This window comes from Pirellulales bacterium, from assembly GCA_036490175.1.
Lineage (GTDB): Bacteria > Planctomycetota > Planctomycetia > Pirellulales > JACPPG01 > JACPPG01.
Genome location: DASXEJ010000113.1, coordinates 1 through 26,296, shown reverse-complemented (window position 1 = coordinate 26,296; position 26,296 = coordinate 1). Strand labels below are relative to the sequence as shown.

At 60.3% G+C, this 26,296-nt stretch carries 20 protein-coding genes; 10 read left to right on the top strand and 10 right to left on the bottom strand.

Going from position 1 to position 26,296, the window contains the following annotated elements; genetic code table 11:
* Positions 1 to 693: hypothetical protein (locus VGG64_08110; protein ID HEY1599550.1), on the bottom strand; the 693-nt coding region annotated here is incomplete at its 3' end.
* Positions 694 to 1,463: 770 nt separating this feature from the next.
* On the opposite strand from VGG64_08110, the gene VGG64_08105 reads away from it, so the two are divergent.
* Positions 1,464 to 2,111 (top strand): hypothetical protein, encoded by a 648-nt coding sequence (locus VGG64_08105; protein ID HEY1599549.1) that lies wholly within the window; start codon positions 1,464 to 1,466, stop codon positions 2,109 to 2,111.
* Between the two features lie 24 nt (positions 2,112 to 2,135).
* Here the strand turns inward: VGG64_08105 and VGG64_08100 are convergent, their stop codons facing one another.
* The 3 genes from VGG64_08100 to VGG64_08090 all read right to left on the bottom strand — a co-directional run bounded on the left by VGG64_08100 (position 2,136) and on the right by VGG64_08090 (position 7,436).
* Positions 2,136 to 4,358, bottom strand: a complete 2,223-nt coding sequence (locus tag VGG64_08100) for an HlyD family efflux transporter periplasmic adaptor subunit (protein ID HEY1599548.1) — start codon at positions 4,356 to 4,358, stop codon at positions 2,136 to 2,138.
* A 30-nt stretch (positions 4,359 to 4,388) separates the two neighbouring features.
* Positions 4,389 to 5,285 (bottom strand): HlyD family efflux transporter periplasmic adaptor subunit, encoded by an 897-nt coding sequence (locus VGG64_08095; protein ID HEY1599547.1) that lies wholly within the window; start codon positions 5,283 to 5,285, stop codon positions 4,389 to 4,391.
* Between the two features lie 129 nt (positions 5,286 to 5,414).
* Positions 5,415 to 7,436, bottom strand: coding sequence for a biotin/lipoyl-binding protein (locus tag VGG64_08090; protein ID HEY1599546.1), 2,022 nt, complete (start codon positions 7,434 to 7,436; stop codon positions 5,415 to 5,417).
* 450 nt (positions 7,437 to 7,886) lie between these two features.
* On the opposite strand from VGG64_08090, the gene VGG64_08085 reads away from it, so the two are divergent.
* The gene (locus VGG64_08085) at positions 7,887 to 10,472 is read left to right on the top strand and encodes a TolC family protein (protein HEY1599545.1); all 2,586 of its coding nucleotides are present in this window, start codon (positions 7,887 to 7,889) and stop codon (positions 10,470 to 10,472) included.
* A gap of 131 nt (positions 10,473 to 10,603) precedes the next feature.
* On the opposite strand, the gene VGG64_08080 is transcribed toward VGG64_08085, so the two are convergent.
* Positions 10,604 to 11,125, bottom strand: a complete 522-nt coding sequence (locus VGG64_08080) for an HPP family protein (GenBank protein HEY1599544.1) — start codon at positions 11,123 to 11,125, stop codon at positions 10,604 to 10,606.
* Between the two features lie 267 nt (positions 11,126 to 11,392).
* Between VGG64_08080 and VGG64_08075 the strand changes: the two genes are divergently transcribed.
* Entirely contained in the window at positions 11,393 to 12,253 is an 861-nt protein-coding gene (locus VGG64_08075) for an MqnA/MqnD/SBP family protein (protein ID HEY1599543.1), read from the top strand.
* A gap of 87 nt (positions 12,254 to 12,340) precedes the next feature.
* A complete protein-coding gene (locus tag VGG64_08070) occupies positions 12,341 to 12,583 on the top strand; it encodes a hypothetical protein (GenBank protein HEY1599542.1) in 243 nt (80 codons plus the stop codon).
* 87 nt (positions 12,584 to 12,670) lie between these two features.
* Here VGG64_08070 and VGG64_08065 read toward each other — a convergent pair whose 3' ends face one another.
* Complete coding sequence (locus VGG64_08065) at positions 12,671 to 13,249, bottom strand: thioredoxin family protein (GenBank protein HEY1599541.1); 579 nt, start codon at positions 13,247 to 13,249, stop codon at positions 12,671 to 12,673.
* Between the two features lie 403 nt (positions 13,250 to 13,652).
* On the opposite strand from VGG64_08065, the gene VGG64_08060 reads away from it, so the two are divergent.
* Positions 13,653 to 15,809: a hypothetical protein gene (locus VGG64_08060; protein HEY1599540.1), complete on the top strand. Its 2,157-nt coding sequence runs from the start codon at positions 13,653 to 13,655 to the stop codon at positions 15,807 to 15,809.
* Between the two features lie 145 nt (positions 15,810 to 15,954).
* The gene (locus tag VGG64_08055; protein HEY1599539.1) at positions 15,955 to 17,196 is read left to right on the top strand and encodes an amidohydrolase family protein; all 1,242 of its coding nucleotides are present in this window, start codon (positions 15,955 to 15,957) and stop codon (positions 17,194 to 17,196) included.
* On the opposite strand, the gene hisG is transcribed toward VGG64_08055, so the two are convergent.
* Together hisG and VGG64_08045 are read right to left on the bottom strand one after the other, a co-directional pair.
* A complete protein-coding gene (hisG, locus tag VGG64_08050; protein ID HEY1599538.1) occupies positions 17,177 to 18,028 on the bottom strand; it encodes an ATP phosphoribosyltransferase in 852 nt (283 codons plus the stop codon). The two genes, VGG64_08055 and hisG, sit on opposite strands and share 20 nt — an antisense overlap.
* Positions 18,025 to 18,381, bottom strand: a complete 357-nt coding sequence (locus tag VGG64_08045) for a phosphoribosyl-ATP diphosphatase (GenBank protein HEY1599537.1) — start codon at positions 18,379 to 18,381, stop codon at positions 18,025 to 18,027. The genes hisG and VGG64_08045 overlap by 4 nt, the downstream gene beginning before the upstream one ends.
* Before the next feature lie 139 nt (positions 18,382 to 18,520).
* Here VGG64_08045 and miaA point away from each other — a divergent pair, with 139 nt between their 5' ends.
* Positions 18,521 to 19,480 (top strand): tRNA (adenosine(37)-N6)-dimethylallyltransferase MiaA, encoded by a 960-nt coding sequence (gene miaA / locus VGG64_08040; GenBank protein HEY1599536.1) that lies wholly within the window; start codon positions 18,521 to 18,523, stop codon positions 19,478 to 19,480.
* Here miaA and VGG64_08035 read toward each other — a convergent pair whose 3' ends face one another.
* Positions 19,481 to 21,019, bottom strand: a complete 1,539-nt coding sequence (locus VGG64_08035) for a choice-of-anchor tandem repeat NxxGxxAF-containing protein (protein ID HEY1599535.1) — start codon at positions 21,017 to 21,019, stop codon at positions 19,481 to 19,483.
* Between the two features lie 702 nt (positions 21,020 to 21,721).
* Here VGG64_08035 and aspS point away from each other — a divergent pair.
* Together aspS and VGG64_08025 are read left to right on the top strand one after the other, a co-directional pair.
* Entirely contained in the window at positions 21,722 to 23,488 is a 1,767-nt protein-coding gene (gene aspS, locus VGG64_08030; protein HEY1599534.1) for an aspartate--tRNA ligase, read from the top strand.
* A 58-nt stretch (positions 23,489 to 23,546) separates the two neighbouring features.
* Entirely contained in the window at positions 23,547 to 24,377 is an 831-nt protein-coding gene (locus VGG64_08025) for a TlpA disulfide reductase family protein (protein HEY1599533.1), read from the top strand.
* 86 nt (positions 24,378 to 24,463) lie between these two features.
* Here VGG64_08025 and VGG64_08020 read toward each other — a convergent pair whose 3' ends face one another.
* Positions 24,464 to 25,795, bottom strand: coding sequence for an HD domain-containing protein (locus VGG64_08020; protein ID HEY1599532.1), 1,332 nt, complete (start codon positions 25,793 to 25,795; stop codon positions 24,464 to 24,466).
* 179 nt (positions 25,796 to 25,974) lie between these two features.
* Between VGG64_08020 and VGG64_08015 the strand changes: the two genes are divergently transcribed.
* Positions 25,975 to 26,296, top strand: a 322-nt coding sequence (locus tag VGG64_08015; protein ID HEY1599531.1) for a hypothetical protein, incomplete at its 3' end; no start/stop codon positions are given.

Sequence of the window (26,296 nt, the reverse complement as noted above, 5' to 3'; positions counted from 1 at the left end):
GCCGTTGCCGACGACCACGGCGCCGTTGCCCAGTTGGACGGTGCCACCCGGCAAGACAATCGTGCCGGGCATCGAGGTATCGATATTCAATACCCCTTGGTTGACCTGGAACAGCGTGTTGATCGGCGACGTGCCCGAATCTGGGTCGGCGACGGACAGTCCACCGATCACCAGTGGCGTGTCTTCGTTTGTTGTCTGCGGCCCCGGCACCGTGTTCACCGGGGGCTGATCGACTGGCAGGCTCGGGTCGCCAATCACCAGTGCCGCGGCGCTATCCGAAACCCCGCTCGCAATTCCAGCATTCTCCGTAGTGACACTAACTGATGTCTCGGACGCTGGCGCTAAACTTTCGGCGTTGTGTGCGGATGTGGCGTGCGACGCCGGCGGCTGCATTGCCTCGGTCAAGGTCCCTTTGAACGGCCCCCCATACATCGTGATGGCTAAGTTTGCGATGTCGGTGCCCGCACTGTTCGCGGCTGGCGATTTTGCCGTGGGATGCGCTGCGGCGGCATCGTCCTTTGCCGGTGGTGGGGCGACGACAGCAACGGGTGCGGCGTTGAGTAGACGCCGCTCTTCGAGCCGCGTCAGGGTGAGAAGAGGAAACAACTCGTCGTGGATATGCTGGCGCGCGTTACGCGCTCGCGCGGCTGCGTCACCAGTGACCAGTAGCTTCCAGAGCGACCGAAGTTGCATGCCGTGTGTCACTTCTCTGTTGCAAGACGGTCGGAATGTTCTTCTGGACCCGAAGCGGTCACTCATGTTGACGCGTGGAAATTGGCGGCGTGGCTGCCGTCGACCACCGGGCCACAATGCGAGGATCAACAGTTGGAAAAGCACCCGTCACGCGTTCGAAAACAGGCTACCAGACCCTGTGGCCGAAGCTCCAGGTCCCCCAAGCACGACCTAGACCCGATTATCACGACGAATTGCGGTAACTGTCAAACTTTTCGCTGCGCGTAAAACCCTTGATTTGACGAGCTTCCGTTGCGAGTCGCGCGCATTGACCATTCGGGGGGATATGGGACTTCGCGGCATATTTTCGCGTGGGAAAATGGCCACGGTGGCAGCTGCACCGCGTGGCGTATATGGCAGCACAGGGGGGTAGAGCCGACGGGCCTGGATCAGATTGGCCCAATCGTTATGCAGATATGCCGATCTTCTGGTCGATAGAACCCCTACCGCCTTCACAACGCGCATACGTTACCAGCATGGATGCAGACCGCCAAAACCAGAATTTCGTTGCGGAACGGGCAACGCCCGACCAGCAGGCCAATAGCGTGGCGGCAAAGCACCGGCTCTCGGTGTCATCAACCTGGCGCGTTGGACCGCGCGCGTGTGTCTCCCGCCGCACCATCATCGCGTGCATCGTTGCGGCGGTCGGATTTGGCCCACTGCCGGCAAACCGACTGTGCGCCGATTCCGTGGTAACGCAACCTGCGCCCCGTGGACCGCTCCCACCAACCATGGTGTGCGGACTGCCCGAGGCCCAACCGATCGCACCTATTGTGCCGCGTACGACGGAATTCGTGGCGTTTGCGTCGCTCAAACAGCCTGACGCACCGCGTGCGCCGGTAGTGCAACCGATCCCCCTGCCGCCGCCAACGGAAGCGATTCCACCGGGCGGCTCGGCAATGCAAGCTGTGCCCGCGCCGAATTACGGCAACACGGCCATTACGCCCATCGGTGCATTGACGATCAACATTTTGCCGTCAGCCGGTCAGGTGCCGAAGGAAACAAATCCGATCCGCACTTTGGAAGCAGAATTCGGTTCGACGGAGTTCCGACGCGAGCCGATCGACTACGTTTACCATTGGGAATCGCCGGCGTTCTTCAACCGGCCGTTGTACTTCGAGCAGCCGAATCTCGAACGTTATGGATACACGTGGGGACCGCTTGGTCAACCGTTCGTATCCGCGGCACAGTTCTTCGTGAAGATTCCGCTGCTTCCCTACATGATGACGGTCCATTGCCCGAACGAGCCGATTTACTCGTTGGGCTATTACAGACCAGGCAGCCGGGCGCCCTACCAGATCAACTGGCCCGACGTGCGTCTCGACGCGACGCTGGTGGAGACGGCGTTTATCACGGGTTTGATCTTCCTGATCCCCTAGTGACAAATGTCGAAGCGCAAGTTCTCAGGTGGGAAAGTGAAACGTCCCACGCAGCCAGCGGTTGATCCGTCCCAACAGCGATTCCGCTGGCGCGTGAATACGCACCCGGCCGGGCGCGCCCAACAAGAGCGGCCGGTCGGTCGCATCAAGCTCGATGCGCACTTGATACGACGCCGAGAGGGGCCTTGCCATTCCGGCGCTGTCCTTGCGGGTGGGTAAGTCCTTTCCACTGGCCAGTTGGCGCGGAGCGATATCCACGTCGATCTCGGCAATCTCTGTGATTGTGCCCCACAGCACGGCCCCCGCGGCCTGATCCAGCTTGACCTCGGCGCGTTGGCCGACGGCAATCCGCTCGACGTCTGATTGGTCGACGACGGCAACGGCCTCGACCTGATGAGGGTCGCCGATCAGGCAGAATAGCGTGCCCGTTTCCAACAGCGCCCCCTGATTGCGGGTTAGCAGTGGTGTGCCTTGCCATGAGGCCAATGTACCGGTGATCTGTGGTGAATCCTTCCACTCCGGCGGCAACACAGTCCCGCCGACCGGCGCAATGAGCGTCAAACGCTCATGGTCGGCGCGACGTCGACTTAGACGCTCTTCGAGATCTGCCAGGGCCTCGCGTGCCGTTGGGATCTCGGCGGCCGCCGAGCGATCCTGGCCCCGGCGGCGTGACAGGTTTTCGAGCCGCAATTGCTGGCGATTGCGCTCGGCGATGAGCTTGACAATCTCCAGATCGAGATCGGGATTCGACAATGTTGCGAGAGTTTGGCCAGCATGCACGATTTGGCCGACGGATGCTGCGAATTCGAGTGTGCCCGGCTCCGTCACGTAGACGCGTCGCGCGTCGTGCGGCTCGATGAGCACGGGGGCTGTGACGCGTACCGGCAAAGGCCACGCTGCCGCGGCGAGTGCCAGCACCAAACCGAGCACGACAACCAGCGCCATGCGCCCGCGCGACACCCGGGTTTGAGATGTTGGCGTGCGTGCAAATCTCAGCCCACGCGTGAACGGGCCGGCCAATAATCCGCCGACCACAGAGACGGCGAGCAACGCGGCCAGGATCTCTAGTCGATACGGCGCCAACACCCGATAGCAAAACCACAACAGCACAGCGACGAGTACCAGGCGATACACGATCGAGGCGGCCCCATAAATCACCAGGAACAGCCGCCGCCAGGAAGTGGTATCCGGATCGGGAACGCTGTGCAGACCGAGCAGGACTCTGGATAGCAGGCCGCGCAACGCGGTGCTCGATTGCTCGGCCAGATTGGGAATTTCGATCAAATCCGACAGCACGTAGTAGCCGTCGTAGCGCAATAGTGGATTTCCGTTGAACAACAATGTGCTCACTGAGGATACGACCATTACGTTCAGCGCTAGCGCGCTCGTCAAGCCGGGCTCGCTAAACCACCAGATGAAGGTGGCCAGTGCGGCCAGTAACGCCTCGACATAGATGCCCGCGGCGGCGACCGCGGCGCGGCGAAACCGACTGCTGAACATCCAGGAGTCAGAAACATCGCAATACAGGCAGGGAGCAAATACCAGGAACATCGGACCGACTTCGTGACAGTCGCCGCCAAAGTGCCTACATACCAGCGCGTGTCCCAACTCATGCAGCACTTTGACAAGCGAGATGGCCAACAGCACCAGCACCGCATTGCGCGCGGTGAAATAAGCTGGCATGTCCGGCAGCCTGGCCTCGAACTGCGCAGAGTGCGTCGCAACAAGCGCGACCGCCGCCGTGATGAGCGCCAAACACAAAGACACCAAGAGTGGCGACAGTAACAGCCTTGCCAGCGGATACAGGCGATCTAACAACGGCGCGGGCCTCACACCGGGCAGCCGAATGGCCAACAGACTTGCCACGCTCATGGCACGTCGGCGGCGACGGTCTTTCGCGGCTCGCTCCAGCAATTGCTCGCCCTGCCGGGGTGCATCCGAGATAACTAAACCGTCGCGATGCAACCGCACGATGAATGCGTGCAGGCGTTCCGGCGTGAGCCGGCGCGGCGCAAAGCGGCGTTCAAACCGCGCCACGATCTCGGCCGCGGATGCCTGTCCGTCGAGCATTTCCAGCACGGCTAGTTCTTCGTCCCGGAGCCGAAAATAGGCCAATGCCATCGGGTCTTTTACAGCCCAATAACGTCGGCCGGCGATCTTTTGAGGCACGATCACCAGGTCCGACCGCATGCGCATCGCCAGCGGGCGACTCGCCGATGCCGTCGGAGTTTCCGAGATGATCGTCATGGACCGGTTCGCAGATAGGTACGGACAGGCTTAGCCTGGCGGTGAGGGTCGCGGAGCGTCGATCGCAAGTGGCTCGATCTTGAGAGTGCCGTGCAGTCCCGGCCGCAAACGGGACTGTCGATTGTCGACCTCGGCCCACACGCGCACCTGCCCATTGACTGGGTCAACTTCGGGACTTACGAACACGACCTTGCCGGAGAATTCGCCCTGGTCTCGACCGGGTAGCTCGACAGACAAAGTGACCTCGCGTCCCACGAGATTATCGCCCGCCTCGTGCGAGTCTAGAAAAGCCTCGACGCGCAGTCGATCGATGCGCACCACGCGGAACATAGTCTCGCCTGGCTCGATCCACTCGCCAGGCCGTTGATTCACTTCAACGACCATGCCGGCAAGAGGCGATTTGATGCGCAGTTTCTCTACCGTCCAAATTGCGAAGTCGAGTTCGTTTTGCTTGAGACGCTCCGTGTATTTCGAGACCTTAAGGTCCTCCTGGGCTTGCTCGATTTGCAATGCCGCGCGTTCGGCCTCGAGCTTCAAACGGTCGATCTCGGTGGCCGAGACGCTGCGATTATATTTTTCCATCGACTCACTGGCGCGTTTCAACTCGGCCCGCGTGACCTCGGTCGATTTCTGAGCGAAGCGGACTTCGACGTCGTTTTCAGCCGCAACCTTGGCAATATCCAGCTCGATTTCGGCCTTCTTTTTGGTGAGCTGCGGTTGAGAATCGTCCATGCGGCCCAACAGGTCACCTGCCGCAACGAGCTGCCCTTCGCGCACTTCGACAGCGGCCAGGACGCCAGCCTCACGGGCCGGAACGTCAACCTGTTCGATCAACGTGACGAGCGCCTGCTCCACTTCAAGGCTGCCCTCCGAGGCGGCGGCGGTCGTAACCAAAGCCAACAGGCAGAGCGGGATGCAGCATTTCATGATCTGCCTCACGGCACCGATAGGTTTTGAGTGTTGAAGAGTTGATCTAAGAACATGTGTCGTAGGAAGGATGCACTATGGAAGGTCGCAGCCGCCGAGCCGCGATCGCTCTCCGCCCTGCGCCGTTTTCTAGAAAAGTACACGCGTGCGCACGGCATCCCACAGATCGTGCAGCCAGACGTATCCCACCGAGCGCTGACCACAATGAATCTTGGCGATTACGCTGGCACCGGGCCGCAGCCGTGGAAGTGAATTACGATCGAGCGATGCGGTGACCAAAACCTGAGGGCCGGCGTTATCGATCACGTCTGTGGTCATGGCAATCTCGCGGACTTGCGCCTCGTAAGCGCGATCCGGAGACATGGCCAGTCGGTAAGATACATCGAGAAACTCACCTGCTTCGCGTCGTGCGTCCAGCACGTGACCGATGCGATCGTCGTCGACGCGCATTTCTAGTTCCCAGGGTCCTTCGGCGTCGCCGACACTCAAGAGTAAATGCCCACGCTGGACCGGTCGCGACTCCAGCAATTGCGTAACGTCCCAAGTCAAAACCTGACCCGCAATGGGGCTCTGCACGGTCAGCTGTGTCTGTTGCCGATCGAGCGCCGAAAGCTGCTCCGCGAGCCCCTTGAGTGCTTCTTTAACCTCTTCTTCTTCGGCCGAGCGCTGGTGGTATTGGTCCCGCGCCTCGGCCGAGGCCGCCGCGCCGCCAAACCGCGAGGCCTGCAGGGCTGCCAGACGTTTGCGGGCAGTTTGCAACTCGCCCGTGACGCGTGCACGCTCCAATTCCAGCTGCGGCTGTCGCAGTATCAACAGTGGCTGCCCCTTTGCAACCGTATCGCCGTGAGCGACCCGAATCTCGGCAATCACTCCATCGACCGGCGCGAACACATCGCGGCGTTGCTCGGGCAGCAGTTCGCCTCGCCCAGCCACCGTGAAATCGATCTTCACCAGGACCAACGCGGCCACGGCTGCGGCGATCGCGCTGGCGACCAGCAAAGTCTTGGGCAACGTGCGACCGCGCACCAGCCAGCGCGCATTGGTAACGCTGCGCCACAACCGCGCCAGGGGGACGCTTTCGTACTGCAAGGCATTAGCCAGCGCGAGCTCACTTTGCGCGGCCACGGCATCGATCAACGGCTCCGCGGCGGCGCTTTCCAACGAAGGCGTAAAATATTCGCAAACCAGCGCCCCAATGACGACCGATTCTTGTTGTTGACCGTCGGGTTTCTCCGGTGCGTGCAAAGGAATCACACATAGCTGCCGCGCGTGCGACTCGTCGACGTATGCTTGTAGCGCCTCGTCGATTTGAGGAGGTAGCGTGCCGGTTTCGTCGGGATAGGACAGGGGCGCATCGACTGTGACGACGGCTCTGATCAAACATTCGAGTTTCCGCGTCGAGGATGCTCGCGCGTTCAATGTCTCCACGCCCGATACGCTGGCGAGTCTAGCACGCCGTCCGTGCATCATCGCCACGCTGACGCGATCGCAGCCGATCAATGATCGACCGTCATTGGCGACCGTGTACGCCACACGACGCGTGTCGAGGCTGCCGTGTATGGCGCGGGTGAAATCCTCGAATTGGATTCGGGTGCCGGCGCGCTGGCGCAGTTCGGCCAGCTGGCGCTGCCGGTCGTAGTCGGCCGCCAATTCGCACACGGCCGTGAGAAAACGCAGATATCCCTCCGGCGCAGTCGGGGTATCGGTGGGTCGCTGAAATATCTCGATGATCGCCCGAGTTTCCTCGTCGGACACCACCGGTGAGATAAGCAATAGAAGTGGAGTCGGGTTGTCGACCCCCGAGTCGCCCGACGAAGTGCTACGCGGCGGCAGCGAAAGTGCCAGCTTCGTTTCAGCGACATGCGCCAGTAAACGCTCGTGATGGCGGCCAATCTCGAAGCCGCCGTTTTGGGGCGCGTGATCTGGCTCTATCTGGCAGGCCAAAGCCAGGCGACCATCGGCGCCGCGCACCCACACGCTACCGCCGACGGCGGCAAGCGCTCGGACCGTGCGGTCTAGCAGGCGACGCCAGAATTCACGGGGCACCAGACCCAAGCGCACTAGACCGGCGATCTCATCGACCAGGTCGTCGAGATGTTGCCAGGTCGATGTATCGGTCGCGAATTCCGCAGGCAACGGTTCAGCGGTCATTCTTCCCAGTATATCGCCGCAGTGCATTGGGCACGCTTGCTAGCACGAAACAGTGCGGCTCGGCTACGGAACAGATGCAAAACTTTCCGGTTATGACGAAGAAATAGTTTGGGAAAAGCTTGCGGGCGCCGATCTATAGCACGACGGGCGGCGCCCTCTGCGGCGGGGGCTGCTACTGCGCCACTCAAAAAGAGTCGCCGCCGTGGTAGCCGAGCCCAGCATTGGCGTTGTTAGGGACGATCTATCTGCCTGCCATTTAAGACTTTGTACATGTCCGCACGGACCCGGCAATTCGCTTGCTCGCGGTCCTCTGCCGATTGCTGGCCGAGGGTGTTTCACCCTTGCGCGCCTCGGTCGCGACGGCTGGCTGCGGCGTACTTGGCTCCGGCTTTGGTGGCCCTGTATGCGTTGGGCGCCGCAGGCTGTTCGTTTCAGCCCTCGAAAAAGGCCGTGCAAGGTTTACCCGATGCGGCGCACTACAAGCATGTCGCCTTGGAGATGGAGTACCCCAACGAGCCGGTCCCCGAACGAAAGGACGACTTTTCGTCGTTCGCACCGCACGTGATACGCGAAGGCCCGCCGCAGTACTGGGACCTGAAACTGGAGGAGGCGCTGCAATTGGCGCTGAAGAACTCGCCCGTGCTGCGCGATTTGGGCGGGCAAGTCCTGACTAACCCGCAAATCGTGCGTACGGTTCAGGGGCCAGCCATCGCCGAAACAGATCCGAACGTTGGCGTCGAGGCGGCGCTTTCGCAGTTCGATGCCGATCTCTCGGCCACGGGCAACTGGCAAAACAACCACCGCGCGTTGAACAACTCGTTCTTCGGCGGCGGTACGAGACTCTTCCAGCAGGACTTGAACCAATACCAGGTGCAACTTGCCAAGCGTGCGGCGACAGGCGGCCAGTACTTCTTACGTCAGAACACGGTCTACGACGCCAACAACGCGCCGGCCAATTTGTTTCCAAGTGCCTGGGATACCAACATCGAGGCCGAAGTGCGCCAGCCCCTCTTGCAAGGCGCGGGCGTACTCTACAACCGCATCGCCGGTCCGAACGGAACTGTTGGGCAGGCCAGCGGCGTGTTGATCGCGCGGATCAACACGGACATCAGCCTCGCCGAGTTCGAGCTGGGGGTTCGCAACCTGATCAGCAACGTCGAGAACGCATATTGGGACTTGTACTTTGCCTATCGTGATTTGCACGCCAAAATCGTGGCCCGCGATAGCGCACTGGAAACATGGCGACGGATTCACGCGTTGTTCACTACCGGCCGCCGTGGCGGCGAAGCAGACAAAGAGGCGCAAGCCCGCGACCAGTATTACTTCTTCCAGGCCGAAGTCGAAGACGCCCTCACCGGCCGATTGTTCGACGGCACGCGCACCAATAACGGCTCGAGCGGCGGCACTTTCCGCGCCAATCCCGGCGTGTATGTCACCGAACGTCGTCTGCGATTGACGATGGGTCTGCCGCCGAACGACCCACGTCTGATTCGTCCGGCAGAAGAACCGCTGCAAGCCAAAGTGGCCTTCGACTGGGACCAACTGACGACCGAATCGCTGGCGCGGCGCGCCGAGTTACGGCGGCAACGCTCGTTCGTTAAACGTCGCGAGTTGGAGCTGATCGCCGCGCGCAATTTCCTATTACCCCGCTTGGATGCCGAGGGGTTGTACCGCTGGCGCGGCCTCGGCCACACATTGATCGGCTACGGCGACAACCCTCAATTCAACAACGCCTTTCAAACGCTGACCAGCGGCCAGTTTCAAGAGTGGCAGCTGGGCGCACAATTCGACATGCCGATCGGCTTTCGGCAGGGGCATGCTGCGGTGCGTAATGCACAGCTGATACTGGCCCGCGAACGTGCGATCCTGCGCGAGATGGAACTGCAAGTCGTTCACGATCTGAGCAACGTGGTGGGAGACGTCGATCGGTCGTTCATCGTCGCGCAAACGAATTACAACCGCCGCGTGGCGGCCGCACAGCAAATGGCGGCTGTGCAGGCAGCGTTCGAGGCCGATACAGCGTCGCTGCTGGACCTAGTCGAATCGCAGCGCCGCCTGGCCGATGCCGATAGCCGATATGCGCGTTCGATGGTGGAATATACTCTGGCGGTCAAGAACGTGATGTTCGAGAGCAATACGCTACTCGAGAACAATGGCATCAACATGGCAGAAGGCCCCTGGCCCGGCAAAGCCTATGACGATGCCGCGCGGCGTGACTCACTTCGTTCGCGTGCTTTGCGGATGAGTTATATCCTGCCGCAGGGACCGCTGGTGAGCACGGGCATTTACCGCCAGCAGCAGTTTCCGCCGGCCGTGATGGTCGAAGGCAAAGATGCCATCGCTACCGGTCATCCCGTTGTCAGCGGGCCGGCTGCGGGCGAGGTAGTGCCGGGGGCAGCGGGAACACCGGCTGGCGCGCCATCGAACGGTCATGTGCCGGCCGATGGGCACGGGCCGAACGCCGCGCCCGGGCCGATCGAAAACCACCAGCCAGGCGCGCCGGAACCTCTACTGCTGCCTGGTCCGAGCAGTGAAGTGCCCTCCGGGACGATGCGATCACTACCGGCTGGCGCCACGCCGTCCTCGTCGGAAGGTGGTTCGGCACTGACATCAGCAAACTCGCCTCTGGACCCGGGTCGCACCATGACAGGAATCTGTGCAACGCCTGAAGCTGAGGCGCACGGGTCAGCGCTTCCTCCGACGGGCAGTCTGGCAAGTCCGGGGGGAATGGCGCCCGCCTGGCCGAGTCCTACGGGTATGAACGGCCACGTGGGCGGTGGCGCACCCAACAGCTTCGAACCTACGCCGTTGTCGAATCCTATTTCATCAGCAGTATCGAGCGGCATGCCCAACGTGCAAGCAGGATTCAACGCCGCGGGACCAAGCGCATCATTTGCCTCGCCAATGGGCGGACAGTTTTCAGCGCCGATCGGTCAGCAATCGGTAACGGTTGGACCGCCGCCGGCACCCTTCCAACTGCCGCCGGCGCCGCCACTGCCGGCAGCATCGTCCGACATGCCAGGGATGCCGCGCTAGCCAGCCCGTCGGCAGCCGCCTAACGGGATCTTATGACGACTCGTACCATTCCAAGGCATGTCGGCAGAGGCCGCCGAAAACAACGAAGTCTTGTTGGGCTTCTAGCTTTGGTAACAGCACACGGTGGGAAACTATAGATTGATTCGTCTAGGGTTCCAAATGGGGTAAGCGATCCCCGCCAGTCGGTTGATGATCAGCGCCTCGAACACTAGCACAACGATCGCCAATTCGATGAGGATCAGATCCTCGGCGCGCGTGATCAGGCCCAAGGCGATGATGAGCGTCGTTGCTCCCGCCGGTGGATGCACGTTGCGCGTTAGTACCATAAATCCGCCGGTGGCCGACAATGCCAAGGCGGCGGCCAACACGCGGGCGTGCCCCATCGTGGTCGGGTCGACAGGGCCAGCCATCGTCAGCCCCGTGATCCACAGTGCCAGCCAACCACAAGCAATGCCAATCCCGTTCCCGCAGATAGTATGACGCGGGCTCGCCGTGTCCGACAACGGCGCGTAGAACATCAAAAAGGCCGTCGGACCGAGCGAGGGAAAGAGCCAGGGTCGGCCGCAAAGGATGGCCAACTCGCCGAGACTGGCGATGGTGACAAAGCCGGCTAGCGAAACGTACATTGCCGGCGGCAAACAATATGGGATCATCTCTTTCTTTCGTTCCGTGGATGCGACCGTTGGACGCTGGGGCCCATGAAGAAGGCCATAATACTGTGCCGCCCATCAGAGCGCTCGATGGGCGTGTTAGGTCGCGCCGCAAAGGATCAGGACGCACAACGAGTGAGTTAATCTCGCTTACCGCGTGCGGTTTGCTGGAGAACTAGACCAAATTGACGATCGGCCGCCGGACTTCTATCATTCAGCGACATGAATCGAGCGGAAACGCGCCGCAATAGTGCCTTCGGAGAGCCAGACTTGACCACCACGAAACATGTTATTCGCGTCGGCCACAGCCCTGACCCTGACGATGCGTTTATGTTCCATGCCTTGGCGAACGACAAGATCGACACCGGAGACTACGAGTTTCGTCACGAGCTCGTTGACATCGAGACGCTCAACCGTCGGGCCTTTTCGGGCGAGCTCGAGCTGACCGCTGTGAGCCTGCACGGCTACGCCTATCTGACAGACATCTATGCCCTCTGTCCGTGCGGAGCCAGCATGGGGGATCGCTACGGTCCGATGGTAGTCGCCAAGCAAAAGCATTCGCTCGAAGAGCTCCGCGGAAAGACCATTGCCGTGCCGGGTACGCTCACCACGGCTTATCTGGCGCTGCGAATGTGCCTCGGAAAAGACTTCTCGCACGTTGTGGTGCCGTTTGATCAGATTCTCGATGCCGTGGAAGCTGGGCAATTCGCCGGCCAGGCGATCGAGGCTGGGTTGATCATTCACGAAGGGCAATTGACCTACGGCGAGCGCAAGTTGCAGCTCTCGGTAGATCTAGGGCAGTGGTGGTTTGACGAGACCGGGCTGCCGCTGCCCCTGGGGGCGAACGCCATTCGCAAGGATCTAGGCATGGACGTGATGCGCGACGTAAACCGGTTGCTCAAAGAGAGCATCGGTTACGGTTTGGCGCATCGCCAGGAGGCGCTCGACTATGCGTTGCAATATGGTCGCGACCTCGATCGCAGCAAGGCCGACACCTTTGTCGGTATGTACGTCAATGACTGGACGCTCGATTTTGGACCGCGCGGCCGCCAGGCCGTGCGGGAGCTATTAGCGCGTGGCCATGCCGCCGGAGTGATTCCGCAACTGATCGAGCCGGAGTTCGTCGACTAGTGAGTAGTGCGATTCACGTCTCGAATTCATCGAATGCGAGGACATTGCGAATTCGGGGTCCGCGCAGACTGCCAAGGGACGTGACCTATGTCGGATGAAAAGCCGCGTGTCTGGCATTCGGTCCTCGCGGCCACGCTGACTGTGATCGTGATCGGCATATGCCTGATCGGGCTGTACGTCCTCTCGCTCGGTATGATTGGCCCCGCTGTGATCGTCGGCGGCGGCCTGTTTCTGCTCTTTGGAGCCCATTACATCGTATGGGGCTGGTGGCTAGGCCCAGCCATTCAGCGCGACGTGCAGGCCGAGGAAGACGAAGAGTTGCGTAGGTGATGCGGCGCTCGCCTGGCGGTAGCAACGACAATCGTCAGGGTGCGATGTGTGTGCGACATTGCGCAATCGCTTCCAACATGAGATTACCTACTTAAAGTAATCCGGCTCGTTGCCTGGCGTCCATTTGATGTTGCAGCCGATGCTGGGCTTCTGTTCTGCGGCGGGGGCCTTGCCGGCTAGCGCAGCGTCGAGCGCCGCACGCAGGTCCTGGCCGGTTACCGGAATGCCGCTGTCGGGGCGGCTGGCATCCATTTGCCCGCGGTACACGAGCGCTTGCTTGCTGTCGAAGACGTAGAAGTCTGGCGTGCAGGCGGCGTGGTACGCTTGGGCAACCTTCTGCGACTCGTCGTACAGGTACGGAAATGTGTAGCCGCGGGCCTTGGCTTCTTCGGCCATCTTGGCGGGCGAATCGTCCGGATGTTTCTTCACGTCGTTCGAGCTGATGCCGACGACGGCCACTCCACGCGCCTGGTAATCTTTGCCCAGCTGCGCAAGCCCGGCCGCCACGTGCTTTACATAGGGACAGTGGTTGCACATGAAGATCACCAACAGCGCCGGCTTGCCAGAAAAGTCTGCCAGCGAAACGGTCTTGCCATTTGTGTCGGGGAGCGAAAAGGTCGGCGCTTTCGTGCCCAATGGCAGCATGGTGCTCGGGGTCAGAACCATATCGAAACCTCGTTTAATGGATTGTGAATTCGGGCGTGCTCAGCGGCCATGTTACCAAAGCCACCGGCAGGTGTAATCCCTAGTACCCGATGACCAGCAGTAACGCTCAATGCACGGCAGAAACGATTGGCGCGTAGAGCCCAAGCATTCCTGGTAGACGATCCCCGGGCGTCTCACCACAGGGTCTGAAAAGCTATACCGATTTTTTTCGGACGGGAACTTTTGCGGACCCCTCAGCGTCGAAAGGGCTAGACTTAAATACCGTGGGCGGAACTCGGCAGATGGGTTGCAGGCGCAGGACGCCTTTGGCCCGACGCGCCCTGCTTTTCCCTTCTAGAAGGCCGATGGCTCCGGAACGCCGTCGGCAGCCGGTCTCTGGCTCTTAGCGCAAAGGATTTCCATCATGATCGCACGCCGCACGCTTCGCTTGAGTTTGGCAAGCTATCTGGCCACGGCCGCACTCGCCTTGGGAATAGGGACGTCGCTGCGGGCGCAAGAAAAAGCGGACGATCCGCTGCCACTGAAGAAAGTGGTTCTCTACAACGCAGGAGTTGGCTACTACGAGCGCCGCGCCGAAATCGATGGCAATGCCAAAGTCGATCTAAAGTTCAACGTCAGCGACATCAACGACCTGCTGAAGAGCATGGTTCTGCAGGACCTGGCGGGCGGCAAGATTTCCAACGTGACTTATAGCTCGATGGATCCGATCACCAAGACATTGAAGACGTTTGCCATCGATCTGACAGATAATCCCACGATGGCCGACCTGTTGGACCAGGTACGCGGTGAAAAGGTCGAGATCGAGGCACCCAACCGGATCACGGGCACAATCCTGGGCGTGGAAACGCGTCAGCAGCAGGTAGGCGACAAGGACCGCGTCAACGAGACCGAATTCTTAAACCTGCTCACCGACACCGGTCTGCGCAGCTTCGCGATGCCGACGATCACACGCGTGAAACTAGTCGAGCCAAAATTAGATGCCGAATTGCGGCAGGCGCTAAGCGTGCTAGCCCTCGGCCATGCCACCGACAAGAAAACGGTTACGCTCGCCTTTGAAGGAACAGGCAAGCGGCCGGTGAGCGTCGGCTACATTCAGCAATCGCCCATCTGGCGCACCACCTATCGCCTGGTCCTCTCGGACAAGAATCCGCCGTTCTTGCAGGGTTGGGCGTTGGTCGAGAATCCCACCGAAGGGGACTGGCAGGACGTGTCGTTGACGTTGGTCAGCGGCCGACCGATCTCGTTTATCATGAACTTGTATCAACCGCTGTATGTGCCGAGACCACTTGTTGAGCCCGAGCAGTTCGCCTCACTGCGGCCGCAAGTCTATGGGCAGGATTTGGCAAGAAGGGACTTGAACTTTTCCGGAAAGCAATTGCCGGGGCAGGGTTATCAGCGCCGCATGCTCGGAGGCATGGGCGGAGGAATGGGTGGTGGCATGATGGGCGGCGCGCCTTCGGCGGAATACTTTGCGCTAAATGGCCAACAACAGCAGGCAGCAGGTGAGGCGGTTCAGGTCCAGGATCCGCAGCAGGGACCAGTCTCATACAATGAGGTCATAAACCTTTCCCGCGGCGTCAATGCCGCTGCGCAGGCAGGTGATGTTGGTGAGTTGTTTCAATATGTAATCGAATCGCCCGTCACACTGCCGCGCCAGCAATCGGCGATGCTGCCGATCATCAATAGCGCGGTGCAGGGCGAGAAGCTCTCGATCTATAACCCGGCAGTGCAGCCCAAGCATCCGCTGAATGGCGTGCGGTTGAAGAACACGACCGATTTACATTTGTTGCAGGGGCCGATCACGGTTTTTGACGACAATGCGTTCGCGGGCGACGCGCGCATCGAGGATTTGCCTCCCGGCAGCGAACGGCTCATTAGCTACGCGCTGGATCTGGATGTGGAAGTATCGCCCGAGTCCAAGAGCGCGCCCGAGCAACTTACCAGCGTCAAGATCGCCAAGGGAACGGTCATTTCGACGCGCAAGCACCAGCGGACGCAAAGCTATACGGTAAAAAATTCCGCCAAGCACGAACGGAAGGTGCTGATCGAGTATCCGTACGACGCGAATTGGAAGCTAATCGAGCCGCAGAAGGCGGAGGAAAAAACCCGCGATCTCTATCGCTTTGTCGTGATGGCCGAACCGGGCAAGCCAGCTACGCTGAAGCTCGTCGAAGAGCAGACGGTTTCGCAACAGGTCGTGATTACGAACCTCACCGACGACGTGATCAGCTTTTACGAACGATCGAGTGCCGTCAGCGACGCGGTGAAGAAGGCACTCTCCGAGGTCGTGAAGCGCAAACAACAGATTCAGTCGCTTACGACCAAACGACAGGGGGAGGAGCAGACCATCAATGCCATTACGCAAGAGCAAACAAGGATTCGCGAAAACATGTCTCGGCTGGATCGTAACAACGAACTCTACAATCGTTACGTCAAAAAGTTTAGCGAGCAGGAAGATCAGATCGAGAACTCGCGGGCATCGATCAAGGATCTAGATGGCCAGGTCAATGAGCAGCAAAAACAGCTCGACGAATATATGCTGAGTCTCGATCTGAGCTGAACCGCCAGCTGGATATTTTCAGTGAAGTCGCGTTGATGATTGTGAGTGGCTTCCGAGGGCAGATTGGCTTCACCCGTTGCATCCATCCGTGCTTGCACTCTATCCTCTCCAAGAGGGGGTGGATCATTCGGCAAGGATGACATCAATGGCTTGCGGCAGCATTTCCGATCGTTCGTTCACCGCCCGCTGGGTATTTCCGGTTTCCGGTCCACCCCTGCACGGCGGCTGCGTGACGGTTCAGGGCGATCGCATCGTCGCGGTCGAGCCGCATCCGCGCGCCGATGCGGTGGACCTGGGGGACGTCGCGATTCTGCCCGGATTGGTTAACGCGCACACGCATCTGGAATTCAGTCATTACGAGCGGCCGCTGGGACACGCCGGCATGTCGCTACCGGATTGGATTCGGGGCGTCGTTGCCTCGCGGCGAATGTCGACCAACTATCCGGTCGCCTCAATCGCGCTTGGCGTGACCGAGTCCTGGCAATCCGGTACGACAACGTTGGGCGAGATCGCGACCGCCGGCTGGACAGAGACGGCATTGGCCGCCGCCCCATTCGACGTGATTGCGTTCTACGAACTCCTCGGCTTGCGAGCCGAACGCGTGGTCGAGCGACTTGAAGATGCTGAGCAATTCGTCGCCCGTGCCCGAGATGCCTCCAGATGGCAGGGAGGAATCAGCCCACATGCCCCCTACTCGGTACATCCCGAACTAGTCGTGGGTTTGATCCGGCTGGCGACCGCCAATCAGATGCCTGTGGCGATGCACCTTGCCGAGTCACGCGAAGAGCTGGAGTTGCTCTCGTCTGGCAGCGGCCCATTTCGGGCGATGCTGGAAGAACTTGGTGCTTGGGATCCGGCGGCCATTCCGCCCGGCACTCGGCCGCTGGCCTTTCTACAGTTACTTGTCGAAGCTCCGCGATCGTTGGTGATCCACGGCAACTACCTCGAGCCGGATGAGCTAGAGTTTCTCGCCATCAACTCGGAGCGAACGAGCGTTGTGTATTGCCCGCGCACCCATGCTTACTTCGAGCACGATCGTTATCCGCTAGCGCGATTGCTGGCGCTGGGGGCTTCGGTAGCCTTGGGGACTGACAGTCGCGCGTCGAATCCCGACTTGAGCATTCTGGCCGAGATGAGATTTGTCGCCCGGAAGTTTCCGACCATAGCCCCGGCCGAAGTATTGCGCCTGGGGACGCTTGCAGGGGCGAAAGCGCTCGGTTGTCATGCTGATGCCGGTACGCTTGACGTGGGTAAACTGGCCAATCTGACTATGGTTGCCATACCCGCGGGCGAAACGGGCGATCCGCACGAACTGCTCTGGGCATCGGGATTGCCTGTGGTCGAAACATACCATCGTGGCACGCTCGTTAGAGGCGGCAGTTTGTGATCCGCGTTTCCAGGATCGCGCTTGCGCCGAGGGCCTCGAGCTGTTCCATAATGCCGATCACTTCGCCACGTCGCACCATGACGCGCACCGCGCACCAATTGGCGTCCTCGAGCGCGCTGACCGTTGGCGAGTTGAAGCCGGGCGTGATCTTCTCGGCCTCGGTTAGCTTGCCGCGCGGCACGTTGTACTCCAGCAGCGAATAGCTGCGAGCGATCACGACTCCTTCGAGCCGGCGCACGACGCGGTCGGCAAGCTCTGGGTGACGGCGGTCGCGATTTTGGATAAGCACGGTCTGATAGCGGCCGATTTCGTCGAGAATCGTCAGTCCGTTGGCGGCCAGGGTGCTGCCCGTTTCCACCAGGTCGACAATCGCATCCGCAACGCCCAAGGCGATCATCACTTCGACCGAGCCAGACAGTGGTACCAGGTGCGCCTCGGTCTGATGCTTGCTGAGATATTCCTGCGTCGTATTGGGGAAGCTGGTCGCGATGCGACGCTTGGCCAGGTCTTGCGGGCGTCGCACGTCTCCGTTTTCGGGCACGCAAATCGCTAGCCGACAATGTCCCACGTCGAGCGGCAACCGTTCCAACACGTCGGCCCGATGTTCGGCAACCAGATCGCTGCCGGTTAGCCCCATGTCGATGGCGCCTTCGGCACAGAGCACGGGAATGTCCTCGGTACGTAGAAACGTCACGTCGATTGGCACGTCGCGGCAGCGCGCGAACAGGCTGCGGTCCGGCCGGCGGTAGTTCAGCCCTGCCTCTTTGAGCAGCTCGCCGGCCAATTCCGAAAGTCGGCCCTTGCTGGGAATGCCAACGCGTAGATTCGTCATGAGCCGGAGTTTTCCTTGGGAGGGCGGGCGGCCTTTTCGTCCAGGCCCGAGATACCGAAGCGGCGTGCCAGCTCGGCTTCGACCTCGGCCAGTTGGATCTGATGGAATCCTAGCATGACAAACAGGTGATAAATCAGGTCGGCCGCTTCGTAAACGAGGTGGGCACGGCCTTCAGGAGTATCCGCTTTGCGGGCCGCGTCGACGACTTCGGCTGCCTCTTCGCAGATTTTTGCGCCGATTTTTTCAACCCCGGCCGTCAGCAGCGTGACCGTGTACGACCGTGTGTTGGGGTGCGCGCGGCGATCCTCGATCACGGACATCAGTCGTGCTAGGATCGTTTCAGAATCACTCACCGCACGGTTCTCCACTAGGGGGATAAGCGGTCCACTGTAAGCCGCAGGGCCGTGGCAGGCAATCGGGGGTGAGCACGCGTACCGGCCCTCGGCATGCCGTTTTCGGCCCCGCCGTCTCTTTAATACCGAAGCTATTGAAGTGTCATTTCCCTACGTTGCCGACTGCTGGTTTCTGACGGGCCCTACCGCGGCTGGTAAAAGCGCGGTGGGTATCGAACTGGCGCTACGTCTGGGGGGCGAGATCGTATCGCTCGATTCGATGGCCTTGTATCGCGGCATGGACATTGGCACTGCCAAGCCCACAGCGGCCGAGCGGGCCGAGGTGCCGCATCATCTGATCGATATCATCGAACCGCACGAAAGTTTCAGCCTCGCCGATTTTGTCACTGCGGCCGAACAGTGTACGGCCGAGATTCTGTCGCGAGGCCGGGTACCCGTGTTCGTTGGTGGAACGCCCCTCTATTTGAAGGCCTTGTTGCGTGGCATGTTCGAGGGACCTGCTGCCGACTGGGAATTCCGCGAGCGGGTCACCGCCGAGTCCCAGAAACGCGGCAACGAATGGTTGCACGAGCAGGTACGTGCCATCGATCCCGTTGCGGCTGGCCGGTTACACGCCCAAGACACCAAACGCCTAGTGCGGGTTCTCGAAGTGTACGAAAAGACAGGCCGGCCGATCAGCATGCTGCAACAACAGTTCGACAAGGCGCGTCCGGCTGACGACTGCCGAGTGTACGTGCTTGATTGGCCGCGCGATGTCCTTTATCGGCGCATCAACACGCGCGTCGATGCCATGTTTGCAGCCGGCCTGGTCGCGGAAGTGCGAGGATTGCTGGCCAAACGTCCCGCGCTGCCAGAAGGTATCGATCCCCTTAGCCATACCGCGCGACAAGCACTCGGCTACCGCGAAGTGATCGATTCTCTGGGCGGCGCACAGTCGCTGGCAGAGACTGTCGTGCTGGTACAAAATCGGACACGCGCCTTTGCCCGCCGGCAACTCACCTGGTTTCGCAGTTTAAGCGAATGCCGAGTTGTTTCACGAAACGAGGAAGATCAGGCCCGAGATGTCGCGGCGCGCATCATTGACCTCGCCGCGAGTTGATCAGGCGCCCCTTCGTCGACGAAGCCAGCACCGTGGAACGAGCGCGAGCACACCAAGCACTGTAAGCACGCAAGTCGCCGGTTCCGGCACGGCCAATGCGTTCGAGACGAACGTTCCCGATGACCCATCGGCGAACTTGGCCGTGAACGTAACCTGACCCCAGTCGTTTAGCGCCGTGGCCCCGCTACCAACTTCGCCACCAAGTACCGACACAATCGTGGTTATCGTGCGAAAGTCGCCCGGTGCCACCTGGATGGAATCGCCAGGGCGAGCAACTACGACCAGTTGTCCCAGTTGATTTTCGCCTACTATGGCAGAGTTCGACAGCTGGGTAATGAATTCGCCCGGCGCATTCATCGTAAAATGCGTGAGTCCCGCCACGGGGAGGGGCCCGCTCGTGCCGTCCGGGACCGAATCGCCATTGCGCAGCACCAGGTGAAGATTGCCCGGGACGCCGGCCCAAATTCCCGTGTTGTTCGCCGCGGTTATGCCTGGGCCGTTAACCGTGGCCAACACAGCGCTCGACAATCCATTTCCCAGCCCGCTATCGGTAAACGACGCGAAGGTCGTTCCCGGCGCCAGGCCCGGGGCGGCATCCCCCTGGCGGGCAATCAGCGCGGTTAAGCCATTGCCGCCAATCCAGACACCGTGATCATTGGTGCCCGGGATAATTCCTGCTCCCGAAACGGTGCCGAAAAAGATTGTCTGCCCCGTGGCATTCAGGTGAGCACTGGTACCGTACACGGTTTGACGGAAGCCGAGCGTTTGAAACGTCGCGGCCGCTGGCCCGACGCCCGGCGCGATTTGCCCGGTCAATGCGATGGGCGCGGTGAAAGCTGGATTGGCAGCCCAAATACCTGTCCCGCTGCTGATGGGGCCGAGCGGGCTTTGGAAGGAACCGGAATAAACGACGGTACCACTATCGTTGAGACCAGGAGTGCCCAATGCCGTCAACGTTGCACCGGGTGGCAGTCCAACGGCGGGTCCACCCGTTTGCGCTACTGCAAACACCTGTGGGCCTTGAGTGACCCAATCGACAGTGCCGCTGACAACTGCTCCCGAGCTATTCTGTAAACCGGTTTGGAAACCGATCTGCCCCTGAACATTCAGGACTGGCGTGTACCCCGAAAAGGTGTTGCTTATGGGCCCATAAAACAGACCGCCAGGAAGGGGCGCCGGGGATCCTTGCCGCCAGACCAGAGTGTCGACCGATGGATGGCCAACCCAGACCCCTTCGGAGTTCGATGATGTCACGTCCCCGGAAATGTTGAGGTAACCCGTCGCGGCGATTTCGTTGAGCGCATTGATAGGTGGGCTCGTCGACCCCGAGTAAAACGTCCCATCGGATGTTCCAGGAGCGGCGGCAAATTGCAGAGCGACAAGGGATAAGTTCGTAGGTGAATTGCCTGCATATATTCCCGTTCCGGTGTTAGAGCCCGTGAGTATCGCCGGAAAAGCGACTGTGCCCGTTACACCGATCGTAGGACTCGAGAGGGTGAGATCCAGAAAAGTCGCACCGCTAACACCGGGCGCAGCCATACGCGACAGCGCCACCGTGCTGAGCCCTGTTCGGACATCAGCGTGCAGTTGCGTTGGCCGCAAAAGTGCAAGGGCAATGAATAGACAAAAGCCGAGGGAAAATGTTCGTACAAGCTTGCTGGTACAACGGGCTGAAAATGGCGTGATGGTCATGCGCTGCCCTGTGACTAGGTTTTTTCGAAGTTGATGAATCTAGGATTGCACTGATCGGTGTCGGTGGTGCGAGTAAAGTTGCAATTCCTGGCAAATCCCTTAGCGCGAAACGGAACGCAACGACGGCGCGTTGCGTGCGAAGGCGATAGGGTTTGGACCAAACGAAGAGGGCCGTCCGTACTTTAAGTCAGACAGCAGTGGCGTTTGGATTTAGAGGCAGCTCAGTAGCATGCTCTAGGGCTGCGTGCCGGAATGATCGTCGAGTCCCACAATATCCTCGCCCTTTGGGACGAGAGAGGGCCCCGTTCAGACGTAGCTTAATCGTGGCCTGCTGGCGACGCAAGAAAAAGGGGTACAGGCAATTGGGGAGCCGTTAGGACCCTTTGAAGAGACCTTGCCTAGCGTGTTCGCTCGCGGGACTCGCAATCTTGTTGCCAAGTGTTGCGAGCAATATGTCGAGCCGCTGCCGGTCACCTTTCGCATCACGGCGTGTCCGTCTAAGATAAGCGATCGATTTGATCCTTAGCCTATGCCAGTGAGGACTTTGCGGTGTTGCGTACCCATACCTGCGGCGAGTTGCGGGCCACGAATCTCGGCCAGGACGTGACCCTTTGTGGCTGGGTCGACAGTTACCGCGACCATAAGGGGGTGCTGTTCGTCGACCTGCGCGACCGGTATGGGCTGGCGCAAGTCGTATTCGCTCCCGAAGCCGGCTCCGAGATTCAGGAACTGGCCCGAGGATTGCGTACCGAATGGGTGATTCGCGTCACTGGCAAAGTGGCCCATCGTCCAGAGGGAACGACCAATCCAAAATTGGCTACCGGGGAAATCGAGCTGCGGGCGATCAAACTCGAAGTATTAAATCGCAGCCAGACCCCCCCCTTACAGCCTGGTGCGGCGGAATTGCCGGGCGAGGACGTGCGGCTGAAGTATCGTTATCTCGACTTGCGCCGGCCCGACATGCAACGCATTCTGCTGTTGCGTCATCGGCTCATCAAGATGATGCGGGATTACTGCGACGAGCATGGCTTCGTCGAGGTCGAGACGCCGGTGCTCGGTCGCAGCACGCCCGAGGGAGCCCGCGATTATTTGGTGCCCAGTCGCGTGCATCCGGGCGAGTTTTACGCGTTGCCGCAATCGCCGCAACTATACAAGCAGATTCTCATGGTGGCCGGTTACGATCGCTACGTTCAGGTGGCTCGTTGCTTTCGCGACGAAGACTTGCGGGCTGACCGCCAGCCCGAGTTCACGCAGCTCGACCTTGAAATGTCGTTTGTCGACAGCGAAGACGTGATCGGCATCATGGATGGGCTAGTGGCGCGGCTGGCAAAACAATTGCTGGGCATTGAGGTAACGTTGCCGCTGCCGCGCATGACCTACGACGAAGCGATGGAGCGCTACGGCCATGACGCGCCAGACTTGCGATTCGATTTGCAAATCGTCGACCTCACCGATTTGGCCGCGCAAGCCGAGTTTCGTGTCTTCCGCGCCGCCGCCGAGGGCGGCAAGCGCGTTCGCGGACTGAACGCCAAAGGAGGCGCCGCCAGCTATTCGCGCAAGGGAATCGACGAGCTGACCGAATACGTAATACACGATTTTGGCGCCAAAGGCTTGGTCTGGTTCAAGGTCGAAACCGACGGCACATTGGCCTCGCCCGTAGCTAAGAATTTCGACGCAGCACTGCTGGCCAAAATCGGTGAGCGCATGCAGGCCGCACCAGGAGATTTTTTGCTGATCGTGGCGGACGACTTTGAAGTGACCTGCAAGGCGCTTTACGGACTGCGCAAACGGCTAGGCGAGCAGCTCCAGCTGTACAAGCCGGGGACGATGCACTTTTCCTGGGTCGTCGAGTTTCCAATGTTCGCCTTCGACCAGGAATCGCAAGGCTGGGCCGCGATGCACCATCCGTTTACGGCGCCGCGAGCGCAAGATCGCGAGTTGCTCGCCACCGATCCTGGTCAGTGCCGCGCACAGGCGTACGACCTGGTTATCAATGGCCTTGAAGCCGGCGGCGGTACGATTCGTATTCATGATCAAGCATTGCAAAGCCAAGTCTTTGGGCTACTGGGCATCGACAGTGAAAGCGCACAGGAGCGATTTGGCTTCCTGCTTGATGCGCTGCAATTCGGTGCGCCGCCGCACGGTGGCATCGCGCTGGGAATCGACCGGCTGGTGATGTTGTTCGGCGGCGTTGATAGCATTCGCGACGTTATCGCATTCCCCAAGACACAGAAAGCCAGCGACTTGATGACCGGCGCGCCGAGCGCCGTGGACGCCAAGCAACTACGCGAGCTGTCGATCAAAATCAACCGTTGACTCCGGAAAACAGGACGGGAAACTAAGTGTGGGCGCCGTTGCGGATAAGAGGCAAAAGATGATTTTTCAAAGCAAGTTGATCCTCGGTGTGGTCATGGCCGCGGCGGTCCTTACGGCCAGTACTGGGTGCGAAAAAAGCTCGTCGAACGGCGAAGCTGCCAATGCACGAACAACGGCCGAGAAGCCCACGGTCGAGAGGCGCACGGCCGATAAGCCAGTCGCCAGGAAGGCCGACGCTGAGAATGCAAAACCCACTAAGCCGCCCGCGCCGCCTGCGAATCCCGAGGAAGCAGCCCCGACACCTGAACCGCAAGCCCAGGTGGTCGTTTCCGAGGCGCCTGCGGCCGATCGTGGAATTCTTTCGGTTGGTCCGCTCGACACGAATGCACCACAGGTTCAGGAAGTGGTTCTCTCGAAGCAGCACGCCGACACCTGCCTTGTCAATGTTGGCGACATGATGCCCGACGTCCGCTTGAAGGACCTGAATGACCAAGAGCAGGATCTGGCCAAGCTGCTTGGGGACCGGTTGACGGTGGTGTTCTTCTGGACGAGCGATAATCGTCACGCGGTGGCAGAGATCCGTGATCTGGCCAGCAAAATTGCCAGCCCATTGGCTCCCCTGGGCGTGCGCGTGGTGGGGATTTGCGAGCGCAACGCGGTCGCGGAAGCGACCAAGATCTGCGCCGAGCAAGGGGCGTCGTTCCCCGTACTCCTGGACTCGGACGGTTCGTACTTTGCCCGCGTGGCGACGGCTAAGCTGCCGCGTACTTACTTGCTGGATTCGACGGGCAAGGTCCTGTGGTTCGATATCGAATACACACAACCGACACGCCGCGACCTGCGCGAAGCCCTGCGGGCGCTGCTGCCGTCTGAGCCGAACACGCCCTAGGACGTTCGACTTTACCCACGCTATGGCACCGAGGAGCGCTGCCCTGTTATTGCTCCCAGGCTGCGGTGCCTGGGAGAATCGGCACGTTATCCTGTACGGTCGACAGCCTGTTCGACCAGGGCCGGAAGATTCGGTAGATCACGCAGCTCGCTGGCGACGCGTGCGTGGGCGAAGATTCGCACACGCTTGACATAGTCGTCAAATTGCTCACGGGCCAGGGCACGGATCATTGGCGACACCTCTCCCAGCGTGCGGTAATGCTGCCGCTTGGGAAAGTAGATTTCGATATTGAACTCGACTTCGCGGGCCACGGGGGGCGCATCGAAAAGCACTTCGTGCGGCGCTATCACGCGACCCACCGCCGCGCTGGCCAGACCGGCGAACTGCTCGGCACATGCCACCAGCCAAGGATAGGGTTGATGGGCCAGGCGGTCGTACAAATCGCGGCGCTCGAAAAAGCTGTATTGGTCGACACGCTTATAAAGCCGTCGCGTGGGGCCAAACAGCCCTGCCAAGAGTTCGCGCGCGGGCCCCTGTCCGGCCGCGGCGTCGAGCGCGGCTATTAGCGGCGCTTCGGATAGACGAAGCAGCGCATCGAGATCGAGGTCATGGTGTACGAGGTAAAAAGCGCGTTGCAGCATCGCCGTGGCAGACCGCACGGCGTGGTGCCAGTACACCTCGCTGAACATAACATAGCGGGCGAAGACCATCATCTCGGCGGCCGTTTTTCCCTTATCGATGATCGCCAATCCGTCGCCGGCCATGTTCAAGCACAGGCTGGCCAGTAGACGTCCCTGATCGAAGTGCCGGCCATACGGCACCCCCGCGTGTAAGCTGTCGCGCCCCAGGTAGTCCATCTTGTCGATATCGATGGGGCCAGAGAGCATGCTTCGCAGGATGCGCGATTTGGCATCACGCGGCTTGCCGCTAAGTAGCGCCACGACGTCGCGAGGGTTGATGTTCCAATCCGTCCGCAGTGCATCGGCGATTTCGCCTTCCAACAAAAAGCTGTTGGCGAACATCTCGTGGTCTGGCACGCCCGGCAGGCGGATGTCCTCGATCGGATGGCAGAAGGGCCAGTGTCCCAGGTCATGCAAGAGTGCCGCGACGATAAATATCTCGGCATCGGCTGGGCGAATCGCTTCGACGAAACGCTCGTCATGGGCCAACTGCCGCAAATACAATAGCGCCAGTCGAAAGACTCCCAACGAATGTTCGAAGCGGGTGTGGATAGCGGCGGGATACACGAGCGAAACCAGCCCCAGCTGACTGATCCGTGCCAGGCGACGGAACTCTTTGGTGTCGAGAATCTGCCGTACGCGATCCGTTAGCGGCACATCGAGTTCAGGCGGAATGCGAATCAAGCCACGCTGTGCGTCCAGGCCCGCCACTTCAGGAATGTCGCGAATCGTGGACATGGGATTTCTGACGAGAAGGAATCGCGGGAGGTTACAGGTTGACTAGTTCGATTTCAGGGGGCCGACGCGAGCTAGCGCGTAAGCTATCGCCGGGGGCCTAAACCTGCAAGGTGCTGGGTCGCATAGTAGAATCGTTGCATTGCCGGACGATTTGTCCCCTTTCGGACGCACGAGCCATTATGAATCGGCGTAGTATTTTAAAGCGAACGGCCGTGATGGTATGGGCCATCGCGGCAACACTTGCACAGGCGCGCGGGGCTGATCAACTGGCCTTCGGCGTTACGCTCGATGTGAAAGCCGCCGAGAGCGTCTTGCCCGATCGGCAGGGGGAGCGCAAGGTCAACGGTCGATTGTATGTGTTTCTATCGCAGCGGGGCGGCAACGAACCGATGCAGGGACCAAATTGGTTTCAGCCGGAGCCATTTTTAGGCCTCGACGTGCGTGACGTGCGGCCGGGCCAAACATGCATGGTCGATGATACGGCCGCTGGTTTTCCAACGA

Coding starts and splice junctions, on each gene's coding strand:
- VGG64_08105 (HEY1599549.1), top strand. CDS start 1,464: ATGGTGTGCGGACTGCCCGAGGCCCAACCGATCGCACCTATTGTGCCG.
- VGG64_08100 (HEY1599548.1), bottom strand. CDS start 4,358: ATGACGATCATCTCGGAAACTCCGACGGCATCGGCGAGTCGCCCGCTG.
- VGG64_08095 (HEY1599547.1), bottom strand. CDS start 5,285: ATGAAATGCTGCATCCCGCTCTGCCTGTTGGCTTTGGTTACGACCGCC.
- VGG64_08090 (HEY1599546.1), bottom strand. CDS start 7,436: ATGACCGCTGAACCGTTGCCTGCGGAATTCGCGACCGATACATCGACC.
- VGG64_08080 (HEY1599544.1), bottom strand. CDS start 11,125: ATGATCCCATATTGTTTGCCGCCGGCAATGTACGTTTCGCTAGCCGGC.
- VGG64_08070 (HEY1599542.1), top strand. CDS start 12,341: ATGTCGGATGAAAAGCCGCGTGTCTGGCATTCGGTCCTCGCGGCCACG.
- VGG64_08065 (HEY1599541.1), bottom strand. CDS start 13,249: ATGGTTCTGACCCCGAGCACCATGCTGCCATTGGGCACGAAAGCGCCG.
- VGG64_08060 (HEY1599540.1), top strand. CDS start 13,653: ATGATCGCACGCCGCACGCTTCGCTTGAGTTTGGCAAGCTATCTGGCC.
- VGG64_08055 (HEY1599539.1), top strand. CDS start 15,955: ATGGCTTGCGGCAGCATTTCCGATCGTTCGTTCACCGCCCGCTGGGTA.
- hisG (HEY1599538.1), bottom strand. CDS start 18,028: ATGACGAATCTACGCGTTGGCATTCCCAGCAAGGGCCGACTTTCGGAA.
- VGG64_08035 (HEY1599535.1), bottom strand. CDS start 21,019: ATGGCTGCGCCCGGTGTTAGCGGTGCGACTTTTCTGGATCTCACCCTC.
- VGG64_08025 (HEY1599533.1), top strand. CDS start 23,547: ATGATTTTTCAAAGCAAGTTGATCCTCGGTGTGGTCATGGCCGCGGCG.
- VGG64_08020 (HEY1599532.1), bottom strand. CDS start 25,795: ATGTCCACGATTCGCGACATTCCTGAAGTGGCGGGCCTGGACGCACAG.